Here is a 25,506-nt window from a genome sequence, read left to right on the forward strand (position 1 = left end):
GAGGTGAAGCAGGCCTTCGTAACGTGGATGCCGGCACGCTGATGCCGCAGGCGAGGCCGGGAAGCGTCTACTGGGGAGGGGTTAGTGAACGAGGGAGAGATCGACGTCTACCTCGGACTCGACGTCGGCAAGGGCGAGCATCACGGCACCGCGCTCACCCCTGCGGGCAAGAAGGCGTTCGACAAGCCGTTGCCGAACAGTGAGCCGCGGCTGCGTGAGCTGTTTGAGAACCTGCAGGCAAGCACCTGCGCCACAGAAGCGGACCACCCTGCCAGAACTGTATCTGACCACGGTCATCGACATCTGCTCGCGGCCGGTGGTGGGCTGGTCCACCGTCGACCGCATGCACACGTCCCTGGTCACCGTCGCGATCGAAATGGCCGTCGCGGCCCGGCACCTTCTTCCCGCCGTCGTAGCCGCGTGAGGCGGCCCGCGGGATGATCGGCTGCGTTGCCGTACACGTGCGTGAGGCAATCGCACGAACAGCAGGCGAATTGAAGTCAACTGGCTCGGGCGCGTACGAGGACGACAACAGGGCCTTCCGGAACCGCTCGGGATGGGCTCGCACCCCCGAGCTACAGAAGGCCCTGCCTTCATGCACGTATCGGCGGAAGATCACCCGACCAGGAACTTCGTTCGGCTTGCACGATCCAAGGTCGGTTGAGAGACGGCTTCTCAGTCATCCGCCGAGCGGATGTCGCCTCCGTTGGGTCCAGCGATGGTTCCTTGGCCGTCCGAAGCATTCTTCACGCTGCTGCGGGAGTCGAAGTAATGAACTCGCCAGATGGCGTTGAGGTAGTAGGTACTGCCGTCGGAGCGCCTTCCCCCGTAGACGTTGTCCCTGTTACCGGTCTCACAGTAGAGATAGAGCTCCTTGTTGTGGCTGTTGACCTCCAGCTGGATGCGGTCACCGACGCGGATAACCCGCTTGCCGCCGACGGTGAGATTGTCAGTGATGGTGACGTTGTTGCCGGGCAAGACGTTGACGTGGCTGTTGATTTTGAGCGGTTCGCTTAGCGGGCCGCGGAGGTCGGCGATTCGGACGATCCCTTTCCCGACGGCGTTGAGGTTGCCGTTGGCGGTGAGCGTGCCACCGACGGTGACGTTGTTGCCGGGCAAGACGTTGACGTGGCTGTTGACTTTGAGCGGTTCGCCCAACGGGCCGCGGAGGTCGGCGATTCGGACGATCCCTTTCCCGACGGCGTTGAGGTTGCCGTTGGCGGTGAGCGTGCCACCGACGGTGACGCCGCCGATGGTCGTGATGCTGTTGTTGAAGGTGCTCGCCCCGTTGACGTTCAGGGCCGCGTCGACCTTCAGGCCCGCGTTCTGGCTGACCCGCAGCGGGTTGCTGCCCGCGCCGCGCACCGATCCGGCGACCGTCAGGTCCTTGGCGGTGTTGGTGAGGCTGACGCTGTCGGCGAATGTGGCCGGGCCTTGGACGGTGAGGTTCCTGACGACGAGGTCAGGAATGCGTACGGTGACCGCCGTGGTCAGGGTGTGGGTGAGGGTGACGCCACCGGCTGTGACTTCGGCGCGGAGCATGAAACCGGTGACGGTGGTCAGGCCGCGCGGGGTGGACCAGACACGTTCCTTGTCGAGGGGGACTCCGGCGGGGGTGTCGCCCCAGTGCATCGTGTACTTCGCGTCCGAGCCCTCCCAGCGGAGCACGGCGACCTCACCGTTCTCCACCATGATCTTCTCTGGCGCGAAATTCCGGAACACGAACCCGGCCGGGAACTTGTCCACCTCGACCGCAGCGTCCTTGTTGGTGAAGCTCCCGTTCGTCCTTGACGAACTCTCGATGATCGCGATGGAGACCTGACCCGCCGTGCGGTTGACTGCGATGTTGGACAGAGTGAGGGTGACGATCTGCCCGGTGAACTGCACCGCGCGGGCCGGGGTGAAGGTGATGACCGCGAAGCCGCCGGAGACGGCGGGAGCGGACGGCGTCCAGCCGGTGCTGGCACCGGTCTTGATGTCGGCGCCTTCGGTGGTGAGGTGCTCGGCCCCCGCGCCGACCGGCACCCGGACGGTGATTTTGTTGCACCAGGCCGACGTGGTGATCCCGCCGCCGACATTGATGTTGACGGAGCCGTATTCGGTTTCCTCGGCGGAGCTCACCCGCAACGGCTTCGGGTCGGTCGACGGTTCGTACGGCAGCAGGTTGGTGGCGTTCACCATGACAACGCTCATGCAACAGCCTTCCTGTTAAAGGAGGTTCAGGACGTCTCGGTCGCGTCGAGCAGCAGGTATCCATACCGGGCCTCCGCCTGCGGATCGCCGAAGTGCGCCGCGGAATCAGCCGGAACGATCGGCAGCTCCACCCACTCGGTTTCCGAGCCGCGCGGCTCGGCCCAACTCCACGCTCCGTGCCACGACGCGGGCTGCGGTAGCACCACGCCTGCCTCCGTCGGTTCCTCCCCCGCCCGTGCCCGCCGGGCTTCCTCGGCCTTGTCGACCCGCTCGGCCGCGAGCAGCGGGCCGAGCCGGAAGGACGCCCGGATCCGCCGCATCGCCTCGGACACCAGGTCGTCGGGCAGCTGGACCTTGGTCACCGGGAGGATGTCCGTGGTGGCATGCACCGCCGCGTAGGGATCCATCAGCAGTGTCAGGTGGTGCGTCACCGGCTGGTCCGGGGTGCGCGCGGGCACGGCCAGGCCGTGGCCTTTGTCGATCGGGGTCAGGTAGCCTCCGCCGCCCTGGGGCATGACCGCGTGGAAGAGTTCGTACGAGGTCTCCTGGTCGGGCCCGGTCGCCCCGGCGAAGTATCCGATGAGGCCGTCGCCGAGCCGTTTCTCGTTGCCGAGCCGGACCGGCCAGCGGTAGCCGTCGTACTCCTCCTCCGACTCCCCAAGGACCTGGTCCCAGCTCGGGTTGCTCAGCAGCGGCCCTTCGAGCTCGACGCCCAGATCGGCGCGCACCAGTGCGAGCGGGCGGCCGATGAGCCGCAGTGGAGAGCCGTCCTCCTGGGCCGCGTCGTCGAGGATGGTGTCGAGGGTCTGGTCGATGGTGTCGAGCAGACCGGTGAGTGCGGCGGCGGGTTTGTCCTTCAGTGTGCGGACGAACCGGGCCAGGTGCGGCATGGCGTCCTCGAACTCCTGGGCGTCGATGTCGGGATGGGGCGAGCCGGGGAGCGGTAGCCACACGCTGTCGTCCGCGCCGTCGATGTCCTTGACGACGCGGAGCTCGCCGAGGGAGACGCCGTCGGGTCCGTGGACGACGAGGGTCTGGTCGAGATGGTTGAGCAGCAGCCAGCCGGCCAGGGGGGTTTCCGTCGTGGCCGCGCGGGCCATCGGCGAGAGCCGCTGTCCGTCCACGGCGCGTACGGTCTCCAGCCGAACGCGGGCGCCCTGGAGGAGACGCGGGCCGAGCTGGACGAAGCGGGCTGTGCCGATGAGGTCCTCGTGCAGGACGCTGTCGGGGGTAACACTCTCCGCGAGGGTGAGGGAGACCTGTTCGTAGTTGCCGCTGTTGACGATGTCGTAGGTGCGCCCGAAGCGGTCGACGATGCGCAGGTCGTGAAAGGTGAACTGGCCGGCGCGGACCGGCTGGAACGGTGTTCCGGGGTCGTCGGCGGGCGGTTCGAGCGGGCCGCCTTCCGGGACGCTCTGGATGTCGCCGACGAGCCTGGCGATGGCCTCGGGGACGTGCACGGTGGTCCTGGCGGTGGAGTCCTGCTGGACGAGCCAGTCGTGGAAGCCGTCGAGGCGCTGGGAGAGCATTCCGGGATCGCCGAGTTCCTCGCGCAGGGCGAGCAGGCCTTCGGTGGGGGCGCCTGAGTAGGTGTCGAGGTAGCGGTCGATCTGCTTCTGCAGGACCCACGGCGCGCTCGGGGTGAGGAACGCCCGGTTCTTGAAGGTGAGCCACCGCAGGTTGGCTTCGCCGCCGCCGGGCTGGGCTCCCCGGCCGGACCATTCGTAGCGGCTGCCGTTGAAGGTCCAGTAGGTGGTGTCGTCGGCCTGGAAGGGCGTGGGGCAGTACTTCAGTTCGTATTCGAGGTGCATGGGCAGCCAGGGCTGCTGCCACGGCGCGGTGTGCTCGGGGACGGGCCCGGCGACGGCGGCGGGGTCCTTGAGCGCCGCGTCGAGAGCGCCGGGCACCCGGGCCACCTGGTCCAGGAGGGCGAACTCGGCGAGCAGCGGGGTGCAGGCGTCGGGGAGTCCGGCCAGTCCCGGGCTGGGCGGAGTGGTGGGCCGGTCGTAGGTTTTGCCGCCGACGGTGATCCGGGTGATCAGGGCCTCGGGAAAGCGGCAGGGCAGCGGGGTGTCCCGGGTGAGGGGTTCCTTGGCGCCGGTGTCCTTGATGAGCACGACCGGGTCGGCGGGGCGGTAGTAGGACTCGCGGGCGGTGCGCTCCAGCTGGTAGCGCGGGTCGAGTCCGCGTTCGGTCGCGTACTTCCCGATGTCGGCCGCGAGTTCCTCCGGGGTGCCTCCGGTGGGCAGTTGCCTCAACAGCACGAACTGCTCGTCGAGCAAAGCCTTGGTCCGCCCGGCCAAACTCGTCGCATCGCTCTCGTTGAGCTGGACATCAGCTGCGGCGTCGAACCCTGCGGGGTGCTCAGGGGTGAACGCGGGAACCGGCTTGTTGCGCAGCCACCAGATGTTCCACAGGCGCTGCTGAGAGCGGCGGAGCCTGAGCGTGAGGTCGTCGTACTGCCGTTGGACATCGTTGAGTTCGGTCAGCCACCCGGGTTCCGGCGGCGGGGGCGGCAGCTCGTCGTCGCCCTCGACGGGGCGCGCGGCCACCTGCCACACATAGCCGCCGTCGGAGCCGGAGAACCAGGAGTGATGGGTGAGGGTGTCGAGGTCCTCTTCGCCGTCGGCGGTGTCGAGTGTTTCGAGGGTGCCGTGGAAGAGCGAGCGTACGAGGTCCCCGGTGCGCGCGGACCGGGTCTGGCGGGCGGCCAGCCGGCCGAGGGCTTCGGCGCTGCTGCTGCCCAGCGTGAGGATCTTGCTGAGCTCGATGTTGCTCGGTTTGTCGGACTCATAGGTGGCACCTTCGCGCTGCCAGTCGACTCCCAGCGCCGAGCCGCTGTAGAGGGTGCGGTCCAGGGCGTCGGCGTCGGTGCCTTCGGGGATGTTCCAGCCGAGGGCTTCGAGGAGGTCGGCCGTCCCGTCCGCGTCCGGCGGGAGCAGGCCGGGCACGGACGCGGCGCGGTTGAGGTAGTCGAGGGCGTCGTCGCTGTACCAGCCGACGACGAAGTAGCTCAGCGTCGCGTCGGGCGGGTAGTTGTCCAGGTCGCCTTTGAGGTCCTCAAGGGTGTCGTGGATCGAGAACACGTCTTTGTTGTACGGCTGGTAGGCCGCGAAGCCGGGCAGTCCGGGCCCGGCCGCGGTCAGGTGCGGCCTCTGGGCGGGTGGTTCGGTCCAAGGCGCCTGGGTGAGGTCGTGGCGGCGGCCGAGGAAGGTCAGCTCCAGCGGAGCGCCCTCCGGCGAATCGGGGTTCGGGTGCTTGGTGGTGCCGTAGACGTCGTTGCCGTCGGCGTCCTGGACCGGGCGGCTCTCCAGGTAGTCGCTCTGCACGATCCACCCGACGGCTTTGCGGTCTGCCGCCGCCGCTGTGGTGCTGTAGCGCACGACCAGCCAGCGGTTGGGGACGAAGGGGAAGGTCGTCTCCCCCGTCGCCTGGTCGTAGTGCCCGTTGGCCAGCGCCTCGGGCAGCTGCCAGTGGACATAGACGCCTTCGCTGTCCGGGCCCATGGTCTCAGTGCCGACGCCGGGGGGCGGTTCCGCGCTCGCGCCCTCCTCGATCATGGCGTCGAAGTTCGGTGTCCACCTGTTGAACGTCTCGGCGGTGCGGGTCAGCCGGTTGACGACAAGGGCGTTCACCTTGACGGGGACGATCAGGTCCGTGGCGCTCATCAGGCGGTCTCCGTCCGGGCAGCGGTGCCGGTGGGGCTGAGGATTTCCTGTTTCAGCGGGGCGTTGACGAGTTCCAGGGCCAGTTGTCCGGGGTCCAGGTCGGGGCGTCCGAACTCATGGGCCAGGGCGGGCACCAGGCCGCCGGTGCCGAACATCTGAAGCACCGCGGGTCCGGTGTCCGGGTCGGAGCGCAGGTGAAGGTCGAAGAGGCTGCCGGTGGCGGGGTAGTAGGTCTCCAGCGGGGTGCCGATCGGCGGGTCGGTGGCCAGGCTGCGCAGGCCGAGGCGGTTCCCGGCGTCGATGCCGTAGTGGATGCCCTGTCCCGGTTCGCGGATGACGACCTTGTCGGGAACGCCGTCCCAGAGGATGAGCAGGATCCTCTTGTCCGGTTTGGCGCGGCGCAGTTCGGTGAGGACGGTGCCGTCCTTGAGGTAGGCGTTGACCTTGATGTCTGGCCAGGCGGGGATGAGTTCGGAGTGGATGAGCAGTCCGCCGGCGGCTCGCTTCGTGCTGCCCGACCGGGCGGTGGCTCGGTTGAGTTCGGGGGCGAGGCGGCTGTCGACGGAGGTGTGCACGCCGACGTCGGCGGCTCCGGCGACGAGCGCGTCCAGCCAGCCCTGGTCGAGGCGGAACATCCGCAGGGATTCCAGGGGCAGCATGCGCGGGTCGGGCACGAGGTGGTGGAACGGCACGCCCTGGAGCAGGCCCAGGCGGGCCTGCCAGGCGGCGATGGCCTCGGCGTTGCGTTCCGCGGTGGTCCGCAGCAGGGAGACGGCGCGTTCTTCCGCGAGCACGGACCTTGACTGTGCACGTGTCACTCTCGGCTGCGGTGTCCTGCGTCCGGCGTCGTCCGGGAGCTGGGGGCTCTTGAGCCCGGTGCTGAGCCGCTCGCGGAAGCCTACGGAGGCGAGTTCACGCAGCGCGCCGAGGGCGGGCGGGGCATCCGGGTCGACCGAGGCGCGCGCCGGAGCTCCGGCCAGCGCCATCAGCGTCGTCGCCCGGTTGGCGAGTTCGCGGCGGGCCCGGCTGACGGCGGTGGTGTATTCGGGGTCGGCCAGGCCGATGGTGCGACCGAGAGTCCAGGCGACGGCATAGCTGACGTCGAAGATCCCGTGCTCGGGCTCGTAGATGAGCGCGTGGTCGGAGGTGGTGTGCGGGCCGGGGCTGTGCTCGGTGGGCACGTCAAAGGCGGTGACCGGCGTGGCCGGGCCGCGGTACCAGGCGAAGGTGCGTTCGCCGGAGAGGGTCAGCTGCGGGATGGCGGTGTAGCCACGTGTAAGGCGGTCGCGGACGTATTCGTCCTCGGGGTCGTCGGTGACCGGTGCGGTCACCGGCAGGCGCAGGGCGAGCGCTTCGACCTCTTCGGGGTCCGCGGTGCTAGGGGCGACGAGGTTCTCCAGCAGCGCTCCGGGGTCGGCGGCGGGCCCTTCGCTGCTGGTGAAGCTCCAGCTGTGCAGCGAGCACAGGCGGACGGCCGTGGTGCCGCCGGGCAGGGTGCCGGACAGGCGGCCCTCAAAGCCTTCGAGGGAGACGAGGTGGACGGCGTAGTTACCGGGGTTGTGGGGGAAGCGGTTGGCGTTGACGACCGCGTACTCCCCTTCTTCGAGGACTTCGCCGTCGGCCCGGGTCTTGTTCGCGTCGACGACTTTGCGGACGTGGGCGAGGTAGTACATCTCGTCGTCGCGCGGGGCGACCGCGTTGAAGAGATCCGCCGGGACGTCGATGGTCTGGCACTTGCTCCGGGCCTCGGCCCCGTCGACGCCGCCGGACGGCAGGTTCGGGCCCTTGACCCCCGCCTCGGCAGGGTTGCGGAGCTCCTCGACGGTGCGCAGCACGGTGTCCCCGGACGCGGCGGGGTCGTCGGGCAGTTCGTTCTCGCCGAAGACGAGCAGGGCCAGCCAGGGCGGGCGGGCCGGAGGCTGCTCGGCGAAAGTTCCGGCGAGGTTGCGTTCCCAGGGCAGGATCGACCGACTGAGGGTGATGTGCGGCAGGGTCCTGGTGTAGGCGCCGGTGCTCTCGCGCGGCGGGTAGTAGGCGTGGACGGACGCTTCGCTGAGCACGAAGCGGACGGCCTTGATCGCGAAGGTCTCCTCGGACGGGAGCAGCTTGTCCTGAACGTCCAGTTCGCCGCCGGGGTCGCTGAGGGTGTTCTTGACCACGACCCGGTAGTCGCCGGGGGTGGCACGCGGGATCAGGTGGTCGAGGAAATGGATGCGCAGATCCGGTTCAGCGGTCACGGCCGGTCACCTCGTCGCGGTGGTGGTCAGGGGCGGGGTGGTCAGGCTGCGGCCGGCGAGTGCGGCGTAGCCGGTGAGCGGACTGTCGGTGTCGGCGCCGGGTCCCGCGCCGAGCCGGGCGAGGGTGCTGAGCACGGCGGTACGGCGGGCCTTGACGGTGGGGGCGGCGACGGTGTCGACGATGATCCGGACGCTCTGGTCGTCGGCCCGCGGCTCGGGCCCGGCGGGGTCGGACACGCGCAGGGGCATGCGACCGTCCGGGAGTCCTTCGTACGAAAGCGCCTTCGAGGTGACGGCCCCGGTATCGGTGCCGTAGTCCGGCTCGGGGAGGGTGATCCTCAGTCCGGTGAGGCGGTTTTCGAGCAGCTGGTCGCCGTCGAGCGCATCACCGGGTTTGGCCAGGGGCTTGCCCCACAGGCCGGGGGCGACCGCGCCGGTGACCGGCTTGACCACCCAGTGATGGTCGGTGGGGTGGAAGGTCCTGCCGTCCTTGGTGATGGTGACCCGGTGGGCGGAGGTGACACCGGTCTTCCGCATGGGGCGGATGTCGATGCTCCCCTCGTCGGACTGCTTGATCAGCCGTTCATTGATGTACAGGTGCGAGGCGGGGATGCCGGATTCGGTGGTGAAGGTGAATCCGGCCGAGGAGACGAGGGTCGGTTCCTTGGTGGCCTCGCGCCGGGCGATCTCGCCTTGGTCGGCGTCGGCGAGCAGGCCCTCGTTGGGGATGACCCGGGCGGGTGCGGGGATCTGGGTGCGGAACTCGGGCCAGTCCACGGTGGGGGTGTTGTCGCGGGAGGAGCCGAAGCCGAAGCTGAAGGAGATGAACCAGAGTTTGACGGTGGCCCGGCCCCCGAAGGGCGGCAGCCACAGGTGGAGGTCGATGCCGACCTCGACGGAGATGCGGACCCGGACGAACCAGACCTTGATGGTGGCCGCGACACCGATGCTGATGCCGAGCCGGACATCGAGGTAGAAGGGTTTCCACTGGACCAGCACGTCGAGGTGTGCGGTGAACCACGCGGAGAAGATGCCCTTGTCGTAGACGGCGGCCAGGCGCCCGCCGAACATGAGCGCGGCGGGGGTGATCGCGGCGTAGGCCTCGGCCCGCACGGTGATGTCGCTGGCCGGGGACCACACGAACCCGAGTCGCTTGGGCCGGGGGTAGTGCGTGGGGATGTTGTAGTCGGGGTGGTAGCCGCCGAGGCTGATGGCGAAGTCCCCGGCGTGGCCTCCGCCGGTCCAGACGTAGACGGCAATGCCACCGGTGAGTTCGATCGACGGATCGAGCACATAGCTGCCGGGCAGCAGAGCCACGTCCATGGACAGGCAGTGCTCGGCGGAGCTGAAGCCGAGGCTCAGACCGATGTTCACCCTGGCGATGGCCCGGGCGCTCGGGTTGAGGGTGCGCGGCAGGCTGACGGAGGTGCGGCCGAGCAGCATGGCCTTGACGGAGTCGCCGAATTCGATGACGGCGAGGGCCTTGGTCTCGATGAAGCCGAAACTGGTGAACTTCACCCCGGCGGCGACCCAGTACTGGCCCTCGGTGGGGCGGATCCAGCCGGTGGGTCCGGTGAGGGCCTTGAGCGCGTCCTCGGGGGTGTACGGCGTCGGGGCCGGCATGCCGGGCAGGGCCTGGGCCGCGTCCAGCCGTGCCACCAGAGGGAATTCGGCGATCTCGGCGCCGGTGGGGACCTTCTTGAAGGAGCTGTTGATCCCGAATCCGGCGGAGAAACCGGTGACGGTGAAGGGCGGCGGACCGAAGACCGAGGCGCCACCGAGGAGGGAGATCTCACCGTAGATGAAGACTGAGTGCCAGCCTTCGACGCTGCGTGCCCACACGGCCTGGGCGCCGAGTTCGACCGCCATCGCCTGAACCAGGACCAGCCCGGCGAGTTCGAAGCCGAGGGTGGGGTCGTCAGGTGTCTTGTTGAGCAGTCCGCCCTTGAAGCCGATGAGCCCGTCGGCGGCGGTGGCTTCGATGTTCATGCCGTGCAGGAAAGGCAGCAGCGGGAAGCCGCCGCTCATGCCGACGTAGAAGCCGAGTCCGGCGACCTGCCAGGTGAGAGAACCGATCGTGACCTGGCCCTGGAGCTCGATCAGCAGGCCCTTTTTGAAGTCGTAGCGGAATACGATCGACGAGAGGTAGACCGGCCCGAACTGCTTGCCGATCACAAACTCGTATTCGAGCTTCGGCTTCTCCGGGCTCTGCGGATCCGGTCCGAACTTCGGCGGGACGGTGATCACCAGCGCCGGGGTCGGCTTGCCCATGACCGCCAGGTAGACCGCCGCACTCACCTTCTTGCCCAGCGGGACCCCAGCTGCCGCGTTCACCACCGGCAACTGCTGGAGCGGGCCGAGGTTGTACTCCGTGACGACCCGGTTGATCTTGATGACCTCTTCGGCGCTGAGGTTCTCGGAGACGTACATGATCTGGAGCGCGGGCAGGGACAGCAGCCCGTTGCCGATCATCGGTCCGACCACCGGCAGCCCGGAACCGTCCCAGTCCGTGCGGGCCCGGACCATGGCGACGGTGGTGGCCTTGGGTTTGCCGTCCTGGCCGGTGCGGCCGAGCACCGTGGTCCGCAGCACCAGCAGTTCCACCGGGTTCGCGCCGGTGCCGTGGTCCACCGGCGCTTCGGCGGTGACCATCAGGTTGTCCATCTTGCCCATCGGATGCTGGTGCAGCTGCACCCGCTCCAGCCAGTCGACCAGCGGTCCGGGCAGTTCTACCCCGTACTCGCCGAGGGCTTCGAGCAGCGGGGTGATCAGCAGCGGCGGTCCGTCGAGGGGCTGGGCCGTGCCGATGGACTCCTTGCGCAGTTCGGCGCGGAACTCCAGCGGGTCGGCGACCGCCCCGCCGAGCTGGAAGCCCACCCAGGGCCCGGTGCCGGGGCACCGTCCTGCCGCGGCCGCGGCCTGCCCGGCGGCCAGCAGGACACGCAGTGACCGGCCGCCGGACAGTCCGGACAAGTCGACGCGGGCGACGGCGGTCTGGAGCAGCCAGGTCGCCGGGCTCGCCTCGAAGAGCAGCGCGTCGACCGCCGTGCCGGTGGCGAAGAACCGGGCACTGGCCGGCATCTCCTCACCGGCCAAAGTGACTTTGCCGGTCACTGTCAGAGCGGCGCTGTCGGCAGTCGCCTCAGTGAGGGTCAGAATGCCGCTGGGCAGGTGCTCCAGGGACTCGGACTCGCCGCTCAGCCCGAGCCGCCCGGTGTCGAGCTCGAACGTACCGGCACCCCCCGCCGGGAACAGTGCAACCAGTTCGTCGACCGTCAGCGCCATGGGTGACCCCCGCCTGTAGACACGGTTTGGTGAGGCGCCCGCGGAAATGCGGGGCCCCTGTGCCGTTATGTGCCATTACGGAAAATAAAATAGGCGAGGGTCACGGAAACATCAATACGGAGCGTGCGGGTGGCACAGCCATCCGGCCAATACGTCTGGAAAACACCGGCCAGGAACCTGGAAATGGCCACCTCTTTCCCGCCAAACGTTCTTTTACGTGAGGGAATTTATGATATATTACGGGCCACCGAAAGCGGACATCTAACCGAAGGGCCGTTCGGAGAATCGATTCGGTCAGCGCATTTGAAGACGACCGAGCCCGCTGCCCGCTCCACTGCGCCATCCGCCGTCCCGAATGAATTGCCGAATCGCGGAATTCGGCCATGTGCCCCTAGGGTGGCGTCAAAGTCAGTTGATCAGGTAGCGGGGCGGTCCAGACCGACGAGCGGATGATCCGACCGTGGGAACGCTCGGTTTGGACGTGCTCCTCCGCTTCGGGGACCGCGGGTGGCAGAGCTGCGTGGACCCAGGCGAGCGGGGCCGCCTGGTTGCCCTTGGCCGACAGGGCGTAGTCGGCGTGACGCTGTTCCAGCAGGTAGGCGACGGTGCCGCGCAGGTGGTGGGCGGGGTCGACGTTCTGGAACATCCGTCGGGGTGCTGCTACAGGCCAAACTCCAGGTGCTCGATGTCCGTGAACCGGACCTCGTCCACGCTGTCAGCATTACCTTGGGTGCGAGAGAGCGACAGGCGCGTGGGAGGTAAGTAGCCCGCAGCGAACCGTGCCTGACAGGCATTTACTGATTGTTCATGGGCTCTGCAGTATCCGCGGCGATCAGCCGGCTGTTCTCGACCATCAGCCGCTGGTTGACGTTACGGAGTGCCTGCATGGCAGTCTCTGCTTGACGGCCGGTTGCGAGTGCTGCGTCTCGTTGCGCGCGCAGTTCCACCATCTCCGAGTCCCGCGGCGAGGGGGCGTTCATGCCGTCGCGGAGGCGGGCACCCAGGTCGTTGGCGCGTAGCGTGCGTAGCTCGTTCTGGATCTCGTGAAGGGTCCGTTGCAGGGCGGCGTTCTGTTCCAGCAGCATGCGGTTTTCGACTTCGAGTGCTGCCTCCTTACGGGCGGTTGCAGCTGCCGCAGCTCGTGGCGGGTCCTGAGCGAGGTGGGCGCGGACGGCCTCGGCTTCGGCTTTAAGGTCGCGGTGGCGTTGAAGGTACTGCGCGTTGACGGCGGCCCGCCGGGTGATCTCCGCGTCGGAGAGGGCCTGCTGGTCTAGACGCTGCTGCCCGGCCAGAACCGCCGCCACGGGGATGACGGTGAGGAACCGGTCTCTGGTGTGGAGCCAGGATTCCACCGTGGTCCTTTCCTCGGGAGTGAGGGAGCTGATGTCGGCTTCGCATTTGCCGACGAGTTCGTCGATCTGCTGAACCTCCTGGCGCAGCAGCTCCAGGCTCGCCGCGCTCAACGGTCCCGCGGTAAGCACGCCGCCGTAGGCGCTCTCCAGCGCAGCGAGCTGCTCCGCCTTCCCGGCGCGCAATTGGCGCAGCTCGGGCAGGTGGGTGAAGTCGGTGGTGTAGAAGGTGCAGGAGAAGCAGCGGTTGTACACCGGGCAGCCGTGCCCGTCGGCGCGGACGTCGTTCATCTCGTGGCAGCGCCCCGCGGGGACGGGCACCGAGCCGACGCCCGCGCGGATCCGGTCGGCCATGTCGTCGTCGGGGGTGCGGGCGCGGATCCGGCCGCCGGTGAGGTCGAACTGGTACTTGGCGGCGATGGCGCGCACTGCTTCCACCCGCCGAGGGTGCGAGGGCCGGTAGTAGACCTGGGTGGTGGAGGGGTCCTGGTGGGCCATGAGGACTTGCAGGATGTCGAGCGGGACGCCGGCGTCGGCGCGGAGCTGGGCGTAGGTGTGCCGGAAGGCGTAGGGGAACACCCGTGCCGGGTCGAAGGGCTTGCCGTGTTCGCCGGTCACGGCGAACTGGTCGAGCCAGGTCTGAAGCCAGTAGCCGATCGTGCTGCTGTCGTAGGGCCGCTCGCCGAGCGCGTTGGCGCGGGAGCGGCGCGGGGTGGGGAACTGCAGCATGCGGGTGGATCGGGGCCGTCCGGCTTCGTGGAACAGGTGCGGGGATTGGCGCCGCAGGGGGTCCTGCTGGCGGGTGATGACCTGGGCGTCGCTGGGATGGAGCGGGAGTTTGTGCCGCCGGCGGACCTTTTGCATCGAGTACGCGAGGAAGGGGTAGGACTGGCGGCGCACCGTCCCGTCCGAGTCCTCCACGTCGATGTCGTGCCACTGAAGGCAGTCGAACTCCAGGTGGCGGAGTTCCCAGGGCCGCCGGCCCACGCGCATGGCCAGCTCCACGCAGTTGCGGCGGGTCCCGGCCGGCAGCAGGGCGAGATGGCGCTCATCCATGAGCTGCAGGAAGACCTGCTCGGGCAAGGCGTCCTGGGAGCGGCCTTCCAGCTCGCTGGCCGTGTCGTCCTTCTCCGGGTATGGCGGCACATCCATCTCCAGCAGATGGACATCCGCAGCATGATTGTCCGCGAGCCACGCCCGGCCGTGTTCGAGAACCTCACGCAGCAGCTTCACCAGCTCGTAGTGGCGCACCGGGGTGACCAGCAACGGTCCGGCGCTGCGGCGAGACGGCAGGAGGCGCTCGGCGACGATCTGACGGACCGGATCGTCATCGTTGAGGAGCTGGTAGTCGCTGGTGTCGCGGGCTCGGTGCGTCATCCAGCGCAGGTAGGCGAGCATGCCGTCGCGGCCGACGTCGCCCGGCCGTCGGCCCTCGCCGGGCAGGGTGCGAAGGAACATTGCGAACCACCGGGCCGGGAAGCCGACGAGCATCAACCGCGCCGACGAGGCGCCACCGGCGGCGAGGCGCAGGAGGTACTGCTGGGCGAGGTGCGTGACCCAGGGAGCGTGGACGTCCCCCAGATCGACGCTCCCGCCCTCGTAGCGGGGGTTGAGGATGTGGAGCCTGACCAGGGTCCGGGTGTGTTCGGTGGCTGGGTCGGCCTCCAGGAACGGCAGGGTCCGCTGCCACAGCCGCAGGTACGTCGTCTTCGCGCCTTTGGCCGGCAGTTCCGCGGCGGCCAGGTCATCGACCGCGTTGTCGCACAACCAGCGCACCGCCGACTTGACCTGGGCGGGGTTGATCCGGCCGCCCTGACGCAGCTGGGCCTCGTAGCCGCGCAGCACCTGCACCACGATCGCCGGCGCAAGATCCACGAGCGGGACCACGTCGACGGACGTATAGACCGCTGCTGCCGTCAGCGCCCACGCCTCGCGGTCGGGCGTCCCCGCGTTGGACCACTGCTTCTGGTGGGGCAGGCATAGTCGACTCCGCCGCACCACGGCCATGCGCGGGCACACGCGGACCAGGCACTTCCCGAAGCCCGGACGAGGGCGCGGCCCCGGGCGAGGTACTCCTCGACGGTCAGCCGGAGCATCCGGCGCTCGGAGGCGCAGCTCTTGCACAGGCCGTGGACCTCGGCGGCACGGTCGCAGCCCACCCGGCACCGGTGCTCGGCGTAGGTGCGGCGGGCGAGCGGCACGGGCGCGCTCGCACACCAGCTGTCGATGTCGCTGAGGGCGCCGGCCTCCCGCCAGTCGGACGCGCAGCGGTGGCACAGCCACGGCCAGCTCGTAGCTGGCCGGTCGCACCCGGTGTGCCGGCAGCGGCGCAGCGAGTGCCAGTCGGCGCCCAGAGGGAAGCGCAGCTCGAGCGGGGAGCGGTCGAGGCCGTGCCGTGCCAGGTGGTCCCAGTCCGGTTCCGACCCGGCCACGGGGGCTGTGGCGGGCAGAGATGCGGAAGTCGTCATGCTGGTCCGAAGATCTTGTCGTTCACAGCCCGGGCGGCGTGGGCGACCCGGGCGTCGGAGGGATTGCGGTAGACGTTCTGGCTGGCCACGTCGCGGTGGCCGAGCAGGCGCTGGAGGACGTCGCGCGCGACGTCGAGGTCGGCTGCGGTCTCGCCGAAGGTATGCCGCAGCATGTGCGGATGGATGTGCCGAATGCCCGCGTCCCGGGCAAGATCCGACACAAGATCCTGCAGTCGCCGTGTGCCGAGGACCTGCCCGCCCGGCTCTCCCGTGGGACCTGGGAACGACACGAAGGCCCAAGAGGCTTTGCCCACCCTGGGGATGGTGAGGCGTTCGCGCATCCAATCGGCGTAGAGCATCACCACAGGCTCGGGCACGGGAACAACAACGGTGCCGCGGTTCTTGTTCGCCGCCCCACGCGGATGACCGTCACGCTTCACCAGGTGCAGGTGGGGACCCAGGCTGTAGGGACAGCCCGGGACGGTACTGCCGACCGGGACGAGGTGAATGTCCTCGCGCAGCAGGCCGACGACGTGGCCGACGCGCAGCGCGCACGCACCGAGCAGAGCGACGATGCAGCGGTCGCGGGCGGTCTTCGTGGCACGCAGGAGGGCGGCGAACTCCTCGTGGCTGGCGGCCGGTGCCCGGCCGGAAGCGTGACTCAGCCGCGGATCGACGCGGATACGCGGCTTAAGTACCAGTTTTCCTGCCGCCGGGTGCGGAGCGGTGACGAACAGGGCGTCGACCGCCTTCGCGCTGATCCGGCGGAGGTCGGCCAAGTGCTGGTAGAAGCCGTGGATTGCCGCCAGGGCGGGGGCGAGCGTGGAGTCCTGTGGCAGCTGCCCTTGGCCGCGGCCGCTCGTCAGCCGGGGCGTGGTCCGCAGCTTCATCAGGTAGTGCGGGAGCTCGGCGGCCGCGTGCTCCCGCGACAGGCCTTGTTCGCCGCACCAGGCGTGGAAGCGCTTGAGGTGACCTGCGTACGCCTTTGTGCTCGATTCCGCGCGGGTCCGGCCGAAGCGCAGGTGGCAGAGGAAGCCGTCCACGTCATCGACGACCCTCAAGGTGGGCCCGGCAAGAACCGTCCAGTAGGCCAGCGTGTCAGTGACCTCGACCCGCAGGATCTCGGCGGTCGGCCTGTCCGCAGCGAACATAAGCGGATGTAGTAGCTCAATCACTCAACGACGTACCCGGTGTTGGAACCGTGCGCGAGTGCACCAAGGGGCACATGGATGATTCGACTCACTGGACCGGCTGCCCACGAACGGCACGAGTCAGTCGACGCTCAGACGCGGTTCGTAGAAGGCCGCTCGCGGTGCAGGCGTGGCACGAGGAGCACGAACCGCGCGGCCGGCATCTGACGCGTGACGGTGTGTGGATCGTGTGGCGGTGACCGCCGGTCAGCCTGCCTGCGCGCGGCCTTGGTCGAGCAGTGCCAGCTCCTCGTCGGTGAGCCGCAGCGCACCGGCTGCGACGTTCTCGACCAGGTGGTCGGGGTTGCCGGTGCCGGGAATGGCGAGGACGTGCGGGCCCTGGTGCAGCGTCCAGGCGATGCGGACCTGCGCGGAGCTCACACCGTGGGCCCGCGCGACGGCTAGCACCGCGTCGTCGTGAGTGGTCGTCGCACCCTGCTGTCCGGCCTCTCCGGCGACGGCGTAGAAGGGGACGAAGGCGATGCCGTGCTCGCCGCACAGGCGCAGGACCTCGTCATCGACGGGATCGGGGCGGTCCACCGCGTAGCGGTTCTGCACAGACACCACGGGCGCGATCTCCAGCGCCTCGGTGAGGTGCCGGGGCTCGACCGCGGAGATCCCGAGGTGCCGGATCAGCCCCGCTTCGCGCAGCTCGGCGAGCGCGCCGAAGTGTTCGGCGATGGAGTCCTGACGCATCCGGCGGAGGTAGACGACGTCGAGGTGGTCGCGACCGAGCTGACGAAGGTTCTCCTCGACGTGCCCGCGCAGCTGGTCGGGCCGGGCGGAGGTGCCCCACTCGCCGTAGTAGTCGCGATAGGGCCCGACCTTGGTGACGATGACCAGGTCGTCGTCGTACGGGGACAGCGCGGTGTTGATGAGTTCGTTGGCGGACCGCAGCGACGAGAAGTAGAAAGCCGCCGTGTCGATGTGGTTCACACCCAGCTCGACGGCCTTGCGCAGCACGGCGAGTGACCGTTCCCGCTCACTCGGGGTACCGAGGTGGAAGGCGGCGCTGCCCGTCAGCCGCATCGCACCGAAGCCGATGCGGTGGACGGGCAGGTCGCCGAGCTCGAAGGTGCCGGAGGCTTTCGCAGTGATCGTTTCCGCAGTCATCGGCGGAGTCTCGCACATGGTGCCCGGCCGGGCATCAGCAATACAGGGCGGCGCCCGGCGGGACCCCGAGGATCTGGGTGAAGCGCTGGTAGGCGGAGACCCGGCTCTGCACCTGCGCGGGGTTCTTGCCGTCGCACTCGAGGGAGCCGTTGATGCTGCGGATGGTCTGGCCGAAGCCGGCGCCGCTGACCATCGCGTTGTGCGGGGTCATGCTCCCGGGACCGGTCTGCGTGTTCCAGTACCACAATCCGGTCTTCCAGGCGATGGACGCGTTGTTCTGGACGAGATAGGGGTTGTTGAGCAGGTCGATACCGAGTGCGTCACCGGCGGCCTTGTAGTTGAAGTTCCAGGAGAGCTGGATGGGACCGCGCCCGTAATAGGCCGCCTGTCCCGCCGGGCAGCCGTACCACTGGCTCCCGTCGCAGTAGTGCGGGTAGTTGGCGGTGTTCTGCTCGACGACGTGCACCAGGCCGCCGGTCTCGTGGCTGACGTTGGCGAGGAAGGCGGCCGCCTCCCGCTTCTTCACGGAGTCGTCGCCGGTGTTCGCGAAGGCGGGGTAGGAGCCGAGGGCAGCGGTCAGGCCGCTGTATGTGTAGAAGGGATTCCGGTTCGGGAACATCTGCTCGAACTGCGCCTCGCTCACCACGAACCCGGCGGCGGAAGCCGTGGGGGCCGCCTGGAGCACCAGGGCGGAGCCGCCCACGGCGAGTGAGGTCAGGAGTGCGGCGATGCGGTGCCTCAACACGGATCAACTCCTTTGCGGAGCACGGCCGCACCCGCCGGAGACGGAAGCGGCCGTGGTGGGGGGTCGCACCCACTCAACCGCGTTGGTATGTACCAGTCAAGGGTGTAGACCACCGATCGCTCACCGTGCGCCCCGCGAACACAAGGACTCCACGGGACAGTTGGGCCCGTCCACACGCGCGGACGGGCCCAACGGGCGGCGGAAGGTCAGCTCAGCGGCTTCGCCAGGACCGCCTTGCGGTGGCTGAACGTCTCGATGGAGTAGCGACCGTGGTAACTGCCCATGCCGCTCTCCCCCACGCCGCCGAACGGCAGGTCGGAGACGGTGAGATGGGCCAGGGGAAGGCCGAAGCCGAGGCCGCCGGAGGAGGTCTCGGCCGCCATGCGCGCACGGGTCTCGTCGGACTCGGTGAAGACGTACAGCGCGAGCGGCTTGTCGCGGTCGTTGATGAAGCCGATCGCCTCGTCCAGGTCGGCCACGGTAACGAGCGGGAGGATCGGGCCGAAGATCTCCTCCTGCATGACGGGCGACTTGGGGTCGACGTCGGCGAGGACGGTGGGGGCGAGGTACTTGGTCCTGCGGTCGCTCGCGCCGCCGACCGCGACGCGGCCAGAGCCCAGCAGGCCGGAGAGCCGGTCGAAGTGACGCTCGTTGATGATCCGGCCGTACTCGGGCGATGCCGCCGGGTCGGTCCCGAACAGCGCCTCGATCGCCCGGACCAGCGCGGACTCCAGGGCGGTGGCGGTCTCCGGGTCGGTCAGGACGTAGTCGGGGGCGACGCAGGTCTGGCCGGCGTTGAGGAACTTGCCGCGTGCGAGCCGGTCGGCGACCACGTCGAGATCGGTGCCGCGGTCCACGAACACCGGCGACTTGCCGCCCAGTTCGAGGGTGACCGGAGTGAGGTGCTCGGCGGCGGCGCGCATCACGATGCGGCCGACGGTGCCGTTGCCGGTGTAGAAGATGTGGTCGAAGCGCTCGGCCAGCAGGGCCGTGGTCTCCGGGATGCCGCCCTCGACGACGGCGACCGCGTCGGTGTCGAGGTAGGCCGGGATGAGCTCGGCCAGCGCGGCCGAGGTGGCCGGGGCGAGTTCGCTCGGCTTGGCGACGACCGCGTTGCCGGAGGCCAGCGCGCCGACCATGGGGGCGAGCAGGAGCTGCGCCGGGTAGTTCCACGGGGCGATGACGAGGACGACGCCGAGCGGGTCGTACCGCGTCCAGGCCGTCGCGTCGGCGCCGAGGTGCGCCGGGACGGGGGCCGGCTCGGGGCGCAGCCACTCGTCCAGGTGCTCGAGGGTGTGGTCGATCTCCCGGACGGTGAAGTCGATCTCGGTGCGGTAGGCCTCGGTGTTGCTCTTGCCCAGGTCGGCGCGGAGGGCGGCGGCGAGGTCGGCGCCGCGTTCCGTGAGCATCGCGCGCAGGCGGCGCAGCTGGGTGGTGCGCCACTCGACGGCCTTGGTACGGCCGGTGTCGAAGGTGGCGCGCAGCCGGGCCACGAGGTCGGCGGGCTGCTCGGTGGTGGAGTGGTTCACGGGTGCCTCGCTGGTGGTGCGCGGGCCGGGGGCAGCCCGGGCCGGGGGTCTCGACGGTCGGATGTAAACACCAACCTTTCAGGCCCTCAAGTTGATTCCGGCGGCTCTCGGTGACGCGGGTCACTTCGCCGGATGAGCCGTCGCGCGTCGGCGGCGCGTCAGATACGCCCGCTCGGCCTCGCCCACGGCCCGCTCGCCGGCGACGCCGTGCTCGGTGGCGGCCTCGATGGTCCGGCCGGGGCGGCGCAGCCGGTCCGCTCGGACGGCGGGCAGCACGTGGTGGCGGCCGAGGCCGAGCGTGCCCACCAGGTTCAGGGGCCTGCGCCGGGCCCTCGGTCTCGGCGACGGTGACGGCCCGGTCCAGGGTGGCGACCGGTGACATCCGATGGCCGGGTTGGGGGCACACTCCCTGCTCGGGCGCAGCCGGGAGCTTGCGGGGTGAGGTGGTCATACCCGGTCGGCCGGGCTGGGCGGCACGCCGGTCTCGGGACACGTGCGTACCGCGATGGTGGAGGCGTCCCGCCCCGCTTCCTCGCCGAGGTCGAGGTCGCCGAGGAAGCGGACGAGACGAGGGCGACCGCGCGCCGTACCCTGCAAGACGGCCTCGATGCCGGGCCTCGGTCATCGGTTCCGCTCCGCCGTCAGTGCGGGTCCACGAACGGCCGTACCTCGATGGGCAGGGTGGTGGCGAGGGCGGCCTTGCGGCCCCATCCCAGGGCCTCGTCCAGGTCGGCGGCCCGGATCAGGCACAGTCCGCCCAGGTACTCCTTGCCCTCGGCGTAGGGCCCGTCGGTGATGAGGACGTCGCCGTCCTTGGGGCGGAGCATGGTGGCGGTCTCCGGGCCGTGCAGGCCGCCCGCGAAGACCCAGGCCCCGGCGGCGCGCAGTTCGTCGTTGAAGGCCTCGACATCGCTGACGATGTCGGTGAGTTCCTCGGTGGCGGGCGGCTGGCCGTCGGTCGGCTGGACCACGCTGAGCAGGTAGTGCTTCATGACGTCCTCCATGGCGTCGTGCCCGTGTCGGGCTGCCTGTCACCTCCTACACGAACGGCCGGGCCCCGGATCGACACCGCGCCCCGGACGGGGCGGAAAGACTTCGGAAGGATCTACCCCATGAACGTCAACCCGCATCCCCTCGTCGTCCGCGCACGCCGACTCGCCGCGGGCCTGCTCGTCCCGGAGGCCGAGCGGGTCGACCAGGAGGGGGTACCGGCGAGCCACATCGAGGCGGTGAGGCGGTCCGGGCTGCTCGGGGTGGTCGCGCCGGTCGCGTACGGCGGCTCGGGGGCGTCACCTGCCGTGCTGCGGGAGACCACGGAGATCCTGGCCGGGGCCTGCTGTTCGACCTGGTTCGTGCAGACCCAGCACCACACGCCGGTGCAGACCCTGGCGAAGAGCGGACTGCCGGTCAGGGAAAGGCTCTTGGGAGCGCTGTCGCGCGGGGAACTGCTGTCCGGGGTGGCCTACGCGCACCTGCGGTCGTATCCGCGTGTCCCGGTGCGGGTCCGCCGGCACAGCGGCGGCTGGCGGTTCGACGGAACCGTTCCCTGGTACACGGGGTGGGGACTGAACGACGTGATGCTGCTCGCCGGGTTGAGCGACACCGGTGAGGTGCTGTTCGCCTTCACCGAGGCACGCGAGCAGCCGGGGCTTCGGGCCTCGCCGCCGATGCGCCTCGCGGCCCTCACCGCCGCGCGCACGGTGTCGCTGGAGCTCGACGGTCTGTGGCTGCCCGAGGACGCCGTGGCCCTGCGGACGCCGTACGAACGGTGGGCACCCGGGGACCGGGCCAGGACGCTCAACGCCAGTCCGGCCGTCTTCGGCGTCGCGGAAGCGGCCCTGTCCCTGCTGGACGAGGAGATGGGCGGACCGCTGCGGGCCAGGCTCACCGACGTCCGGCGCCGGGCCTACGCCCTGGCCGACCATCCGGCGCCGCTCGAGCGGGCCGGCGAGCGGCTCGCGGTGCGGGCGGAGGCGTACGAGGTGCTGTGTAGGGCCACCACGGCGGCGGTGGTGGCCGGGGGCGGCCGCACGATGGCCCTGACGAGCCGTGCGCAGCGCCTCGCCCGGGAGGGTCTGTTCCTGCTGGTGCAGGGACAGACGACCGAAACACGCTCGGCTCACCTGCGTGCACTGGCCTGGAGCCCGGCCGGGAGCGGCGGCGGGCGCGGGTGAGCGGACGCCCAGCGGAACGGCACGCCCAGCACCGGCGAAGGGGACCCCACCGATCACCCGGCCGGGCGGCGCACGCGGCGACCACGCGCGCGGCCGTACGGAGGGAGCCGCGAGCGGACGCGCGGGCCGACCGCGTGCTCAGTGCCGGTGACGGGGGCCGGACTCGGGTGTCAGCGGCGGTGCAGGACGCGGTGGGCGAGAGCATGCGTGCCGACCGCTGCCGCCGCGGCGAACGCGAGTCCCTGGGCGACGTCCCGCGGCCGGGCGGGGCGCAGGACACCGGCCCGGCGGAGCCGGCCGCGGGCCCACAGGGTGAACGGCAGGACCACCAGGGGCGTGGTCGCGGAGCCCGGCGTGTAGCCGCGCATCGCGGCCGCCTGGGCCAGATGGACCAAGCCGTGCAGACCGAAGCCGTTGAGTGCCGTCTGGTAGGCGGCGGAGCGCCCGCCGGTCCGCCGGCCGTCGGCGGCCGCCGCTGCCACCACGACGGCCATCGCGGCGACCGCGGTGCTGAACTCGCGCCGGTCAACGGACTCCAGTCGTCGCCACACCCGCTCCGGTACCCCGGGGAACCGCTTGCGCAGCTCCGGAACATGCGCCCGCACCCAGCGCGGGACCGTCACCAGCTCCTCGGTGTCGTGCACGGCCCACGCGGCCAGCAGGCCCCAAGTGACGGCCCCGGCCACCTCGTTCGACTCTCGTGTCATGAACCCGCAGTCTGCCAGGACCGGTTGTTCCGCCCGCGAACGGCACCTGCAGAGCGGGGAGGCCGGTCCTTCCGCCGGAGTGCTTCCGCAGCCTCTGCGCCGCTCGGGCCCGCGCGTTTCACGAAGGTGTGACAGGAAAACCCTCGGACCATCTGATACGCGCCCCGCATTCCGCAGCGGTTCGGACCGACCAGCCGGCACACAGCGGCCGGGACCCGGCTCGGCTCACCGCACCGGGCGGCCGACGAAGTACGCCTGTCCCGGCCCGTAGTGAGCGATACCGTGCGTCATACGGAGCGGGAACCCGGCGTCGGCCTCCTGGAGCGCAAACGCTCGGGAGCGGCGATGAGCGCGGCGGCCGGAAGCGTCCTGCGGGAGTTCCGCGCCACGCATCCGGTCACCCGGGTCGAGGTGGTGGGCTCCCAGCAGACGGACCTCCGGCGGGGTTCCGCGGAGGGCGGCTTCGCGCTCGGCCTGGTCAACCGTCTGTGCTGCATGGGCAAGCTGATGGTCGCCCGAGGGGCTCGGGGTGACCGTGCCGCCGGACTTCAGTCTCACCGGGGACCCGTGGGAGCGGTCCGGCACGATCACGTACCGGCCGCTCACCGATGGCACCACCCGGGTGCCGCCGATGCGCCGGCGCCGGCGCGGGAGTCGGTGCCGCAGGCGGTCCAGGACCCGCGCACCGCGTTCGTGCGCCGGGCGCATGCGATGGCAGAGGAGTGACGGCCAGGCCTCAGGCGCGGCCGTCCTCTTCCTGTCCTTCCACAACGACGAGGAAGGCGTCCGCCTTCAGGTCCATCACGACGGTCGCGGGTTCACCCTCGGCACGTCGGGCGGCCGCGTACTCCTCCGCCGGCCACGATCCACGCGGGGACCCTGCGGGAAAACGCTCCAACACCTTCGCACTCATGACGGCGGCCACCTCCAGCGTCGCTGACGGAACGTACGGGTTGTACCGATCCGCCTGCCCCCGATCGCTGAGGACATGTGCACGCCGAAGGCGACGGTGAAGGCATGTGCACCAGGCGGCGGGTCGACACCGAGAGCGGCGAACACCGACCGAGCGACCCTGTCGCCTCCGGGCGGCCGGAAACGGGGACGGGCCGCCGCACGGGCGCGGTCGGCGTAATAGGTGATCAGCCGGTAGAAGGACACGCATCCGCAGACCCGGCCCGGCGGGAAGGGATCTCGGGGGGCACCGACGCGGAGGAACCGGGAGCGATGAACGAAGACGACTCGGCGGACGGACTGCGCTGCCTGGTGACGGGAGCCACGGGCTACATCGGCGGCCGGCTCGTGCCGGAACTGCTGGCCGCCGGGCACCGGGTGCGCTGCCTGGCCCGGTCGCCCGGCAAGCTGCGCGACCACCCGTGGGCCGGTGACGCGGAGGTGGTACCGGGCGACGTCACCGACGCCGACTCGGTGGCCGAGGCGATGCGGGACGTCGACGTGGCGTACTACCTGGTGCACGCCCTCGGCAGCGGCAGGGAGTTCGAGGCGACCGACCGGCGCGCCGCCCGCATCTTCGGGGAAAGGGCGAAGGCGGCCGGCGTGCGGCGGATCGTGTACCTCGGCGGCCTCACCCCGACGGGGGTGCCCGAGGACGAGCTCTCCCCGCACCTCAGGTCCCGGGCGGAAGTGGGCCGCATCCTGCTGGCCTCGGGCGTGCCGACCGCCGTGCTGCGCGCCGCCGTCGTCATCGGCTCGGGCTCGGCCTCGTTCGAGATACTGCGGTACCTCACCGAACGCCTTCCGGTGATGATCACCCCCAGCTGGGTGCGCACCCGCCTCCAGCCCATCGCCGTACGGGACGTCCTGCGGCTCCTCGTCGGGAGTGCGCGCCTTCCCGATGACGTCAACCGCTCCTTCGACATCGGGGGGCCGGACGTCCTGACGTACCGGGACATGATGATCCGGTACGCACGTGTCGCGGGCCTCCCCCGGCGGCTCATCATGCCCGTGCCGGTCCTGACCCCCGGCCTCTCCAGCCACTGGGTGGGCCTGGTCACGCCGGTCCCCGCGTCCATCGCGCGGCCGCTGACCGAGTCGCTGCGCCACGAGGTGATCTGCCGCGAGCACGACATCGCCCGGTACGTACCCGATCCGCCGGGGCACCCGATCGGCTTCGACCAGGCGGTCCAGCTGGCCCTGCGCCGGGTGGGCGAGGCGAGGGTGATCACGCGCTGGTCGTCCGCCGCGGTGCCCGGCGCGCCCAGCGATCCGCTGCCCACCGACCCCGACTGGGCCGGTGGCAGCCTGTACACCGACCTGCGCGAGGCGGTGGTGGACGCCCCGGCGCACGAGCTGTGGCGGGTCATCGAGGGTGTGGGCGGAGAGAACGGCTGGTACTCCTTCCCGCTCGCCTGGAGCCTGCGGGGCTGGCTGGACCGGCTGGTCGGCGGTGTCGGCCTGCGTCGGGGCCGGCGGGACGCCCAGCGGCTGCGGGCGGGCGACTCGCTGGACTTCTGGCGGGTGGAGGAGATCGAGCCCGGACATCTGCTGCGGCTGCGGGCGGAGATGCGGCTGCCCGGCCTGGCCTGGCTGGAGATGTCCGCCGAGCCGGAGGACGACGGCCGCAGCCGGTACCGCCAGCAGGCTCTGTTCCATCCGCACGGGCTGCTCGGCCACGCCTACTGGTGGAGCGTCTCACCCTTCCACGCCGTCGTGTTCGGGGGCATGGCCCGCAACATCGCGCGGGCGGCGGCCCGGCAGGCACCCGGACCGTCCCCGGCCCGCTGACCCTGGCCGTACGCACACCAGCGCCCGCCCGCCGGCCCGCGCCGGTGCGGCGGTCCGACGCGCGTCCGCCGGGCCCGTCGGGGCGGAAGTGTTCAGCGTCCGCCTC

19 protein-coding genes and 1 pseudogene are annotated in these 25,506 nt (G+C 70.2%); 4 read left to right on the forward strand and 16 right to left on the reverse strand.

Features of this window, described 5'->3' with window-relative positions; all coding sequences use genetic code 11:
- The first annotated feature begins 84 nt into the window (after positions 1-84).
- Positions 85-441 carry a transposase gene (locus tag ABZ079_RS14900; RefSeq protein ID WP_356939834.1) on the forward strand — a complete coding sequence of 119 codons (357 nt, stop codon included), beginning with the start codon at positions 85-87 and terminating at the stop codon, positions 439-441.
- Between the two features lie 234 nt (positions 442-675).
- Here the strand turns inward: ABZ079_RS14900 and ABZ079_RS14905 are convergent, their stop codons facing one another.
- From ABZ079_RS14905 to ABZ079_RS14970, 14 genes are all read right to left on the reverse strand, one after another.
- Positions 676-2,181 carry a hypothetical protein gene (locus tag ABZ079_RS14905; RefSeq protein ID WP_356939835.1) on the reverse strand — a complete coding sequence of 502 codons (1,506 nt, stop codon included), beginning with the start codon at positions 2,179-2,181 and terminating at the stop codon, positions 676-678.
- Positions 2,182-2,219: 38 nt separating this feature from the next.
- Entirely contained in the window at positions 2,220-5,861 is a 3,642-nt protein-coding gene (locus ABZ079_RS14910; RefSeq protein WP_356939836.1) for a hypothetical protein, read from the reverse strand.
- A complete protein-coding gene (locus tag ABZ079_RS14915; protein WP_356939837.1) occupies positions 5,861-8,098 on the reverse strand; it encodes a hypothetical protein in 2,238 nt (745 codons plus the stop codon). The genes ABZ079_RS14910 and ABZ079_RS14915 overlap by 1 nt, the downstream gene beginning before the upstream one ends.
- A 6-nt stretch (positions 8,099-8,104) precedes the next feature.
- Complete coding sequence (locus ABZ079_RS14920; RefSeq protein ID WP_356939838.1) at positions 8,105-11,383, reverse strand: DUF6603 domain-containing protein; 3,279 nt, start codon at positions 11,381-11,383, stop codon at positions 8,105-8,107.
- Positions 11,384-11,774: 391 nt separating this feature from the next.
- On the reverse strand, positions 11,775-12,029 hold the full coding sequence (locus ABZ079_RS14925; protein ID WP_356939839.1) for a hypothetical protein: 255 nt from the start codon (positions 12,027-12,029) through the stop codon (positions 11,775-11,777).
- Positions 12,030-12,177: 148 nt separating this feature from the next.
- Entirely contained in the window at positions 12,178-14,739 is a 2,562-nt protein-coding gene (locus ABZ079_RS14930) for a tyrosine-type recombinase/integrase (RefSeq protein WP_356939840.1), read from the reverse strand.
- Entirely contained in the window at positions 14,649-15,200 is a 552-nt protein-coding gene (locus ABZ079_RS14935) for a hypothetical protein (RefSeq protein WP_356939841.1), read from the reverse strand. Before ABZ079_RS14935 ends, ABZ079_RS14930 begins: the two co-directional genes overlap by 91 nt.
- On the reverse strand, positions 15,197-16,351 hold the full coding sequence (locus ABZ079_RS14940; RefSeq protein ID WP_356939842.1) for a tyrosine-type recombinase/integrase: 1,155 nt from the start codon (positions 16,349-16,351) through the stop codon (positions 15,197-15,199). Before ABZ079_RS14940 ends, ABZ079_RS14935 begins: the two co-directional genes overlap by 4 nt.
- Before the next feature lie 246 nt (positions 16,352-16,597).
- Entirely contained in the window at positions 16,598-17,503 is a 906-nt protein-coding gene (locus ABZ079_RS14945; RefSeq protein WP_356939843.1) for an aldo/keto reductase, read from the reverse strand.
- Positions 17,504-17,537: 34 nt separating this feature from the next.
- The gene (locus ABZ079_RS14950; RefSeq protein WP_356939844.1) at positions 17,538-18,248 is read right to left on the reverse strand and encodes a chitinase; all 711 of its coding nucleotides are present in this window, start codon (positions 18,246-18,248) and stop codon (positions 17,538-17,540) included.
- Positions 18,249-18,454: 206 nt separating this feature from the next.
- Positions 18,455-19,777: an aldehyde dehydrogenase family protein gene (locus ABZ079_RS14955; RefSeq protein WP_356939845.1), complete on the reverse strand. Its 1,323-nt coding sequence runs from the start codon at positions 19,775-19,777 to the stop codon at positions 18,455-18,457.
- Between the two features lie 120 nt (positions 19,778-19,897).
- Entirely contained in the window at positions 19,898-20,083 is a 186-nt protein-coding gene (locus ABZ079_RS14960; RefSeq protein ID WP_356939846.1) for a hypothetical protein, read from the reverse strand.
- 141 nt (positions 20,084-20,224) lie between these two features.
- Entirely contained in the window at positions 20,225-20,374 is a 150-nt protein-coding gene (locus tag ABZ079_RS14965) for a hypothetical protein (protein ID WP_356939847.1), read from the reverse strand.
- A 44-nt stretch (positions 20,375-20,418) separates the two neighbouring features.
- A complete protein-coding gene (locus ABZ079_RS14970; RefSeq protein WP_356939848.1) occupies positions 20,419-20,769 on the reverse strand; it encodes a YciI family protein in 351 nt (116 codons plus the stop codon).
- A gap of 120 nt (positions 20,770-20,889) precedes the next feature.
- On the opposite strand from ABZ079_RS14970, the gene ABZ079_RS14975 reads away from it, so the two are divergent.
- Positions 20,890-21,951, forward strand: coding sequence for an acyl-CoA dehydrogenase family protein (locus tag ABZ079_RS14975; protein ID WP_356939849.1), 1,062 nt, complete (start codon positions 20,890-20,892; stop codon positions 21,949-21,951).
- 170 nt (positions 21,952-22,121) lie between these two features.
- Here the strand turns inward: ABZ079_RS14975 and ABZ079_RS14980 are convergent, their stop codons facing one another.
- Positions 22,122-22,658, reverse strand: a complete 537-nt coding sequence (locus ABZ079_RS14980) for an HXXEE domain-containing protein (protein ID WP_356939850.1) — start codon at positions 22,656-22,658, stop codon at positions 22,122-22,124.
- A 168-nt stretch (positions 22,659-22,826) separates the two neighbouring features.
- On the opposite strand from ABZ079_RS14980, the pseudogene ABZ079_RS14985 reads away from it, so the two are divergent.
- A pseudogene (locus ABZ079_RS14985) lies at positions 22,827-23,384 on the forward strand (LysR family transcriptional regulator).
- A 10-nt stretch (positions 23,385-23,394) separates the two neighbouring features.
- On the opposite strand, the gene ABZ079_RS14990 reads toward ABZ079_RS14985, so the two are convergent.
- Complete coding sequence (locus ABZ079_RS14990) at positions 23,395-23,571, reverse strand: hypothetical protein (RefSeq protein ID WP_356939851.1); 177 nt, start codon at positions 23,569-23,571, stop codon at positions 23,395-23,397.
- A 311-nt stretch (positions 23,572-23,882) separates the two neighbouring features.
- Here ABZ079_RS14990 and ABZ079_RS14995 point away from each other — a divergent pair, with 311 nt between their 5' ends.
- Positions 23,883-25,400: an SDR family oxidoreductase gene (locus tag ABZ079_RS14995; protein WP_356939852.1), complete on the forward strand. Its 1,518-nt coding sequence runs from the start codon at positions 23,883-23,885 to the stop codon at positions 25,398-25,400.
- The last annotated feature ends 106 nt before the right edge of the window (positions 25,401-25,506 follow it).

The organism is Streptomyces sp. NPDC006314, from assembly GCF_040613075.1.
GTDB lineage: Bacteria > Actinomycetota > Actinomycetes > Streptomycetales > Streptomycetaceae > Streptomyces.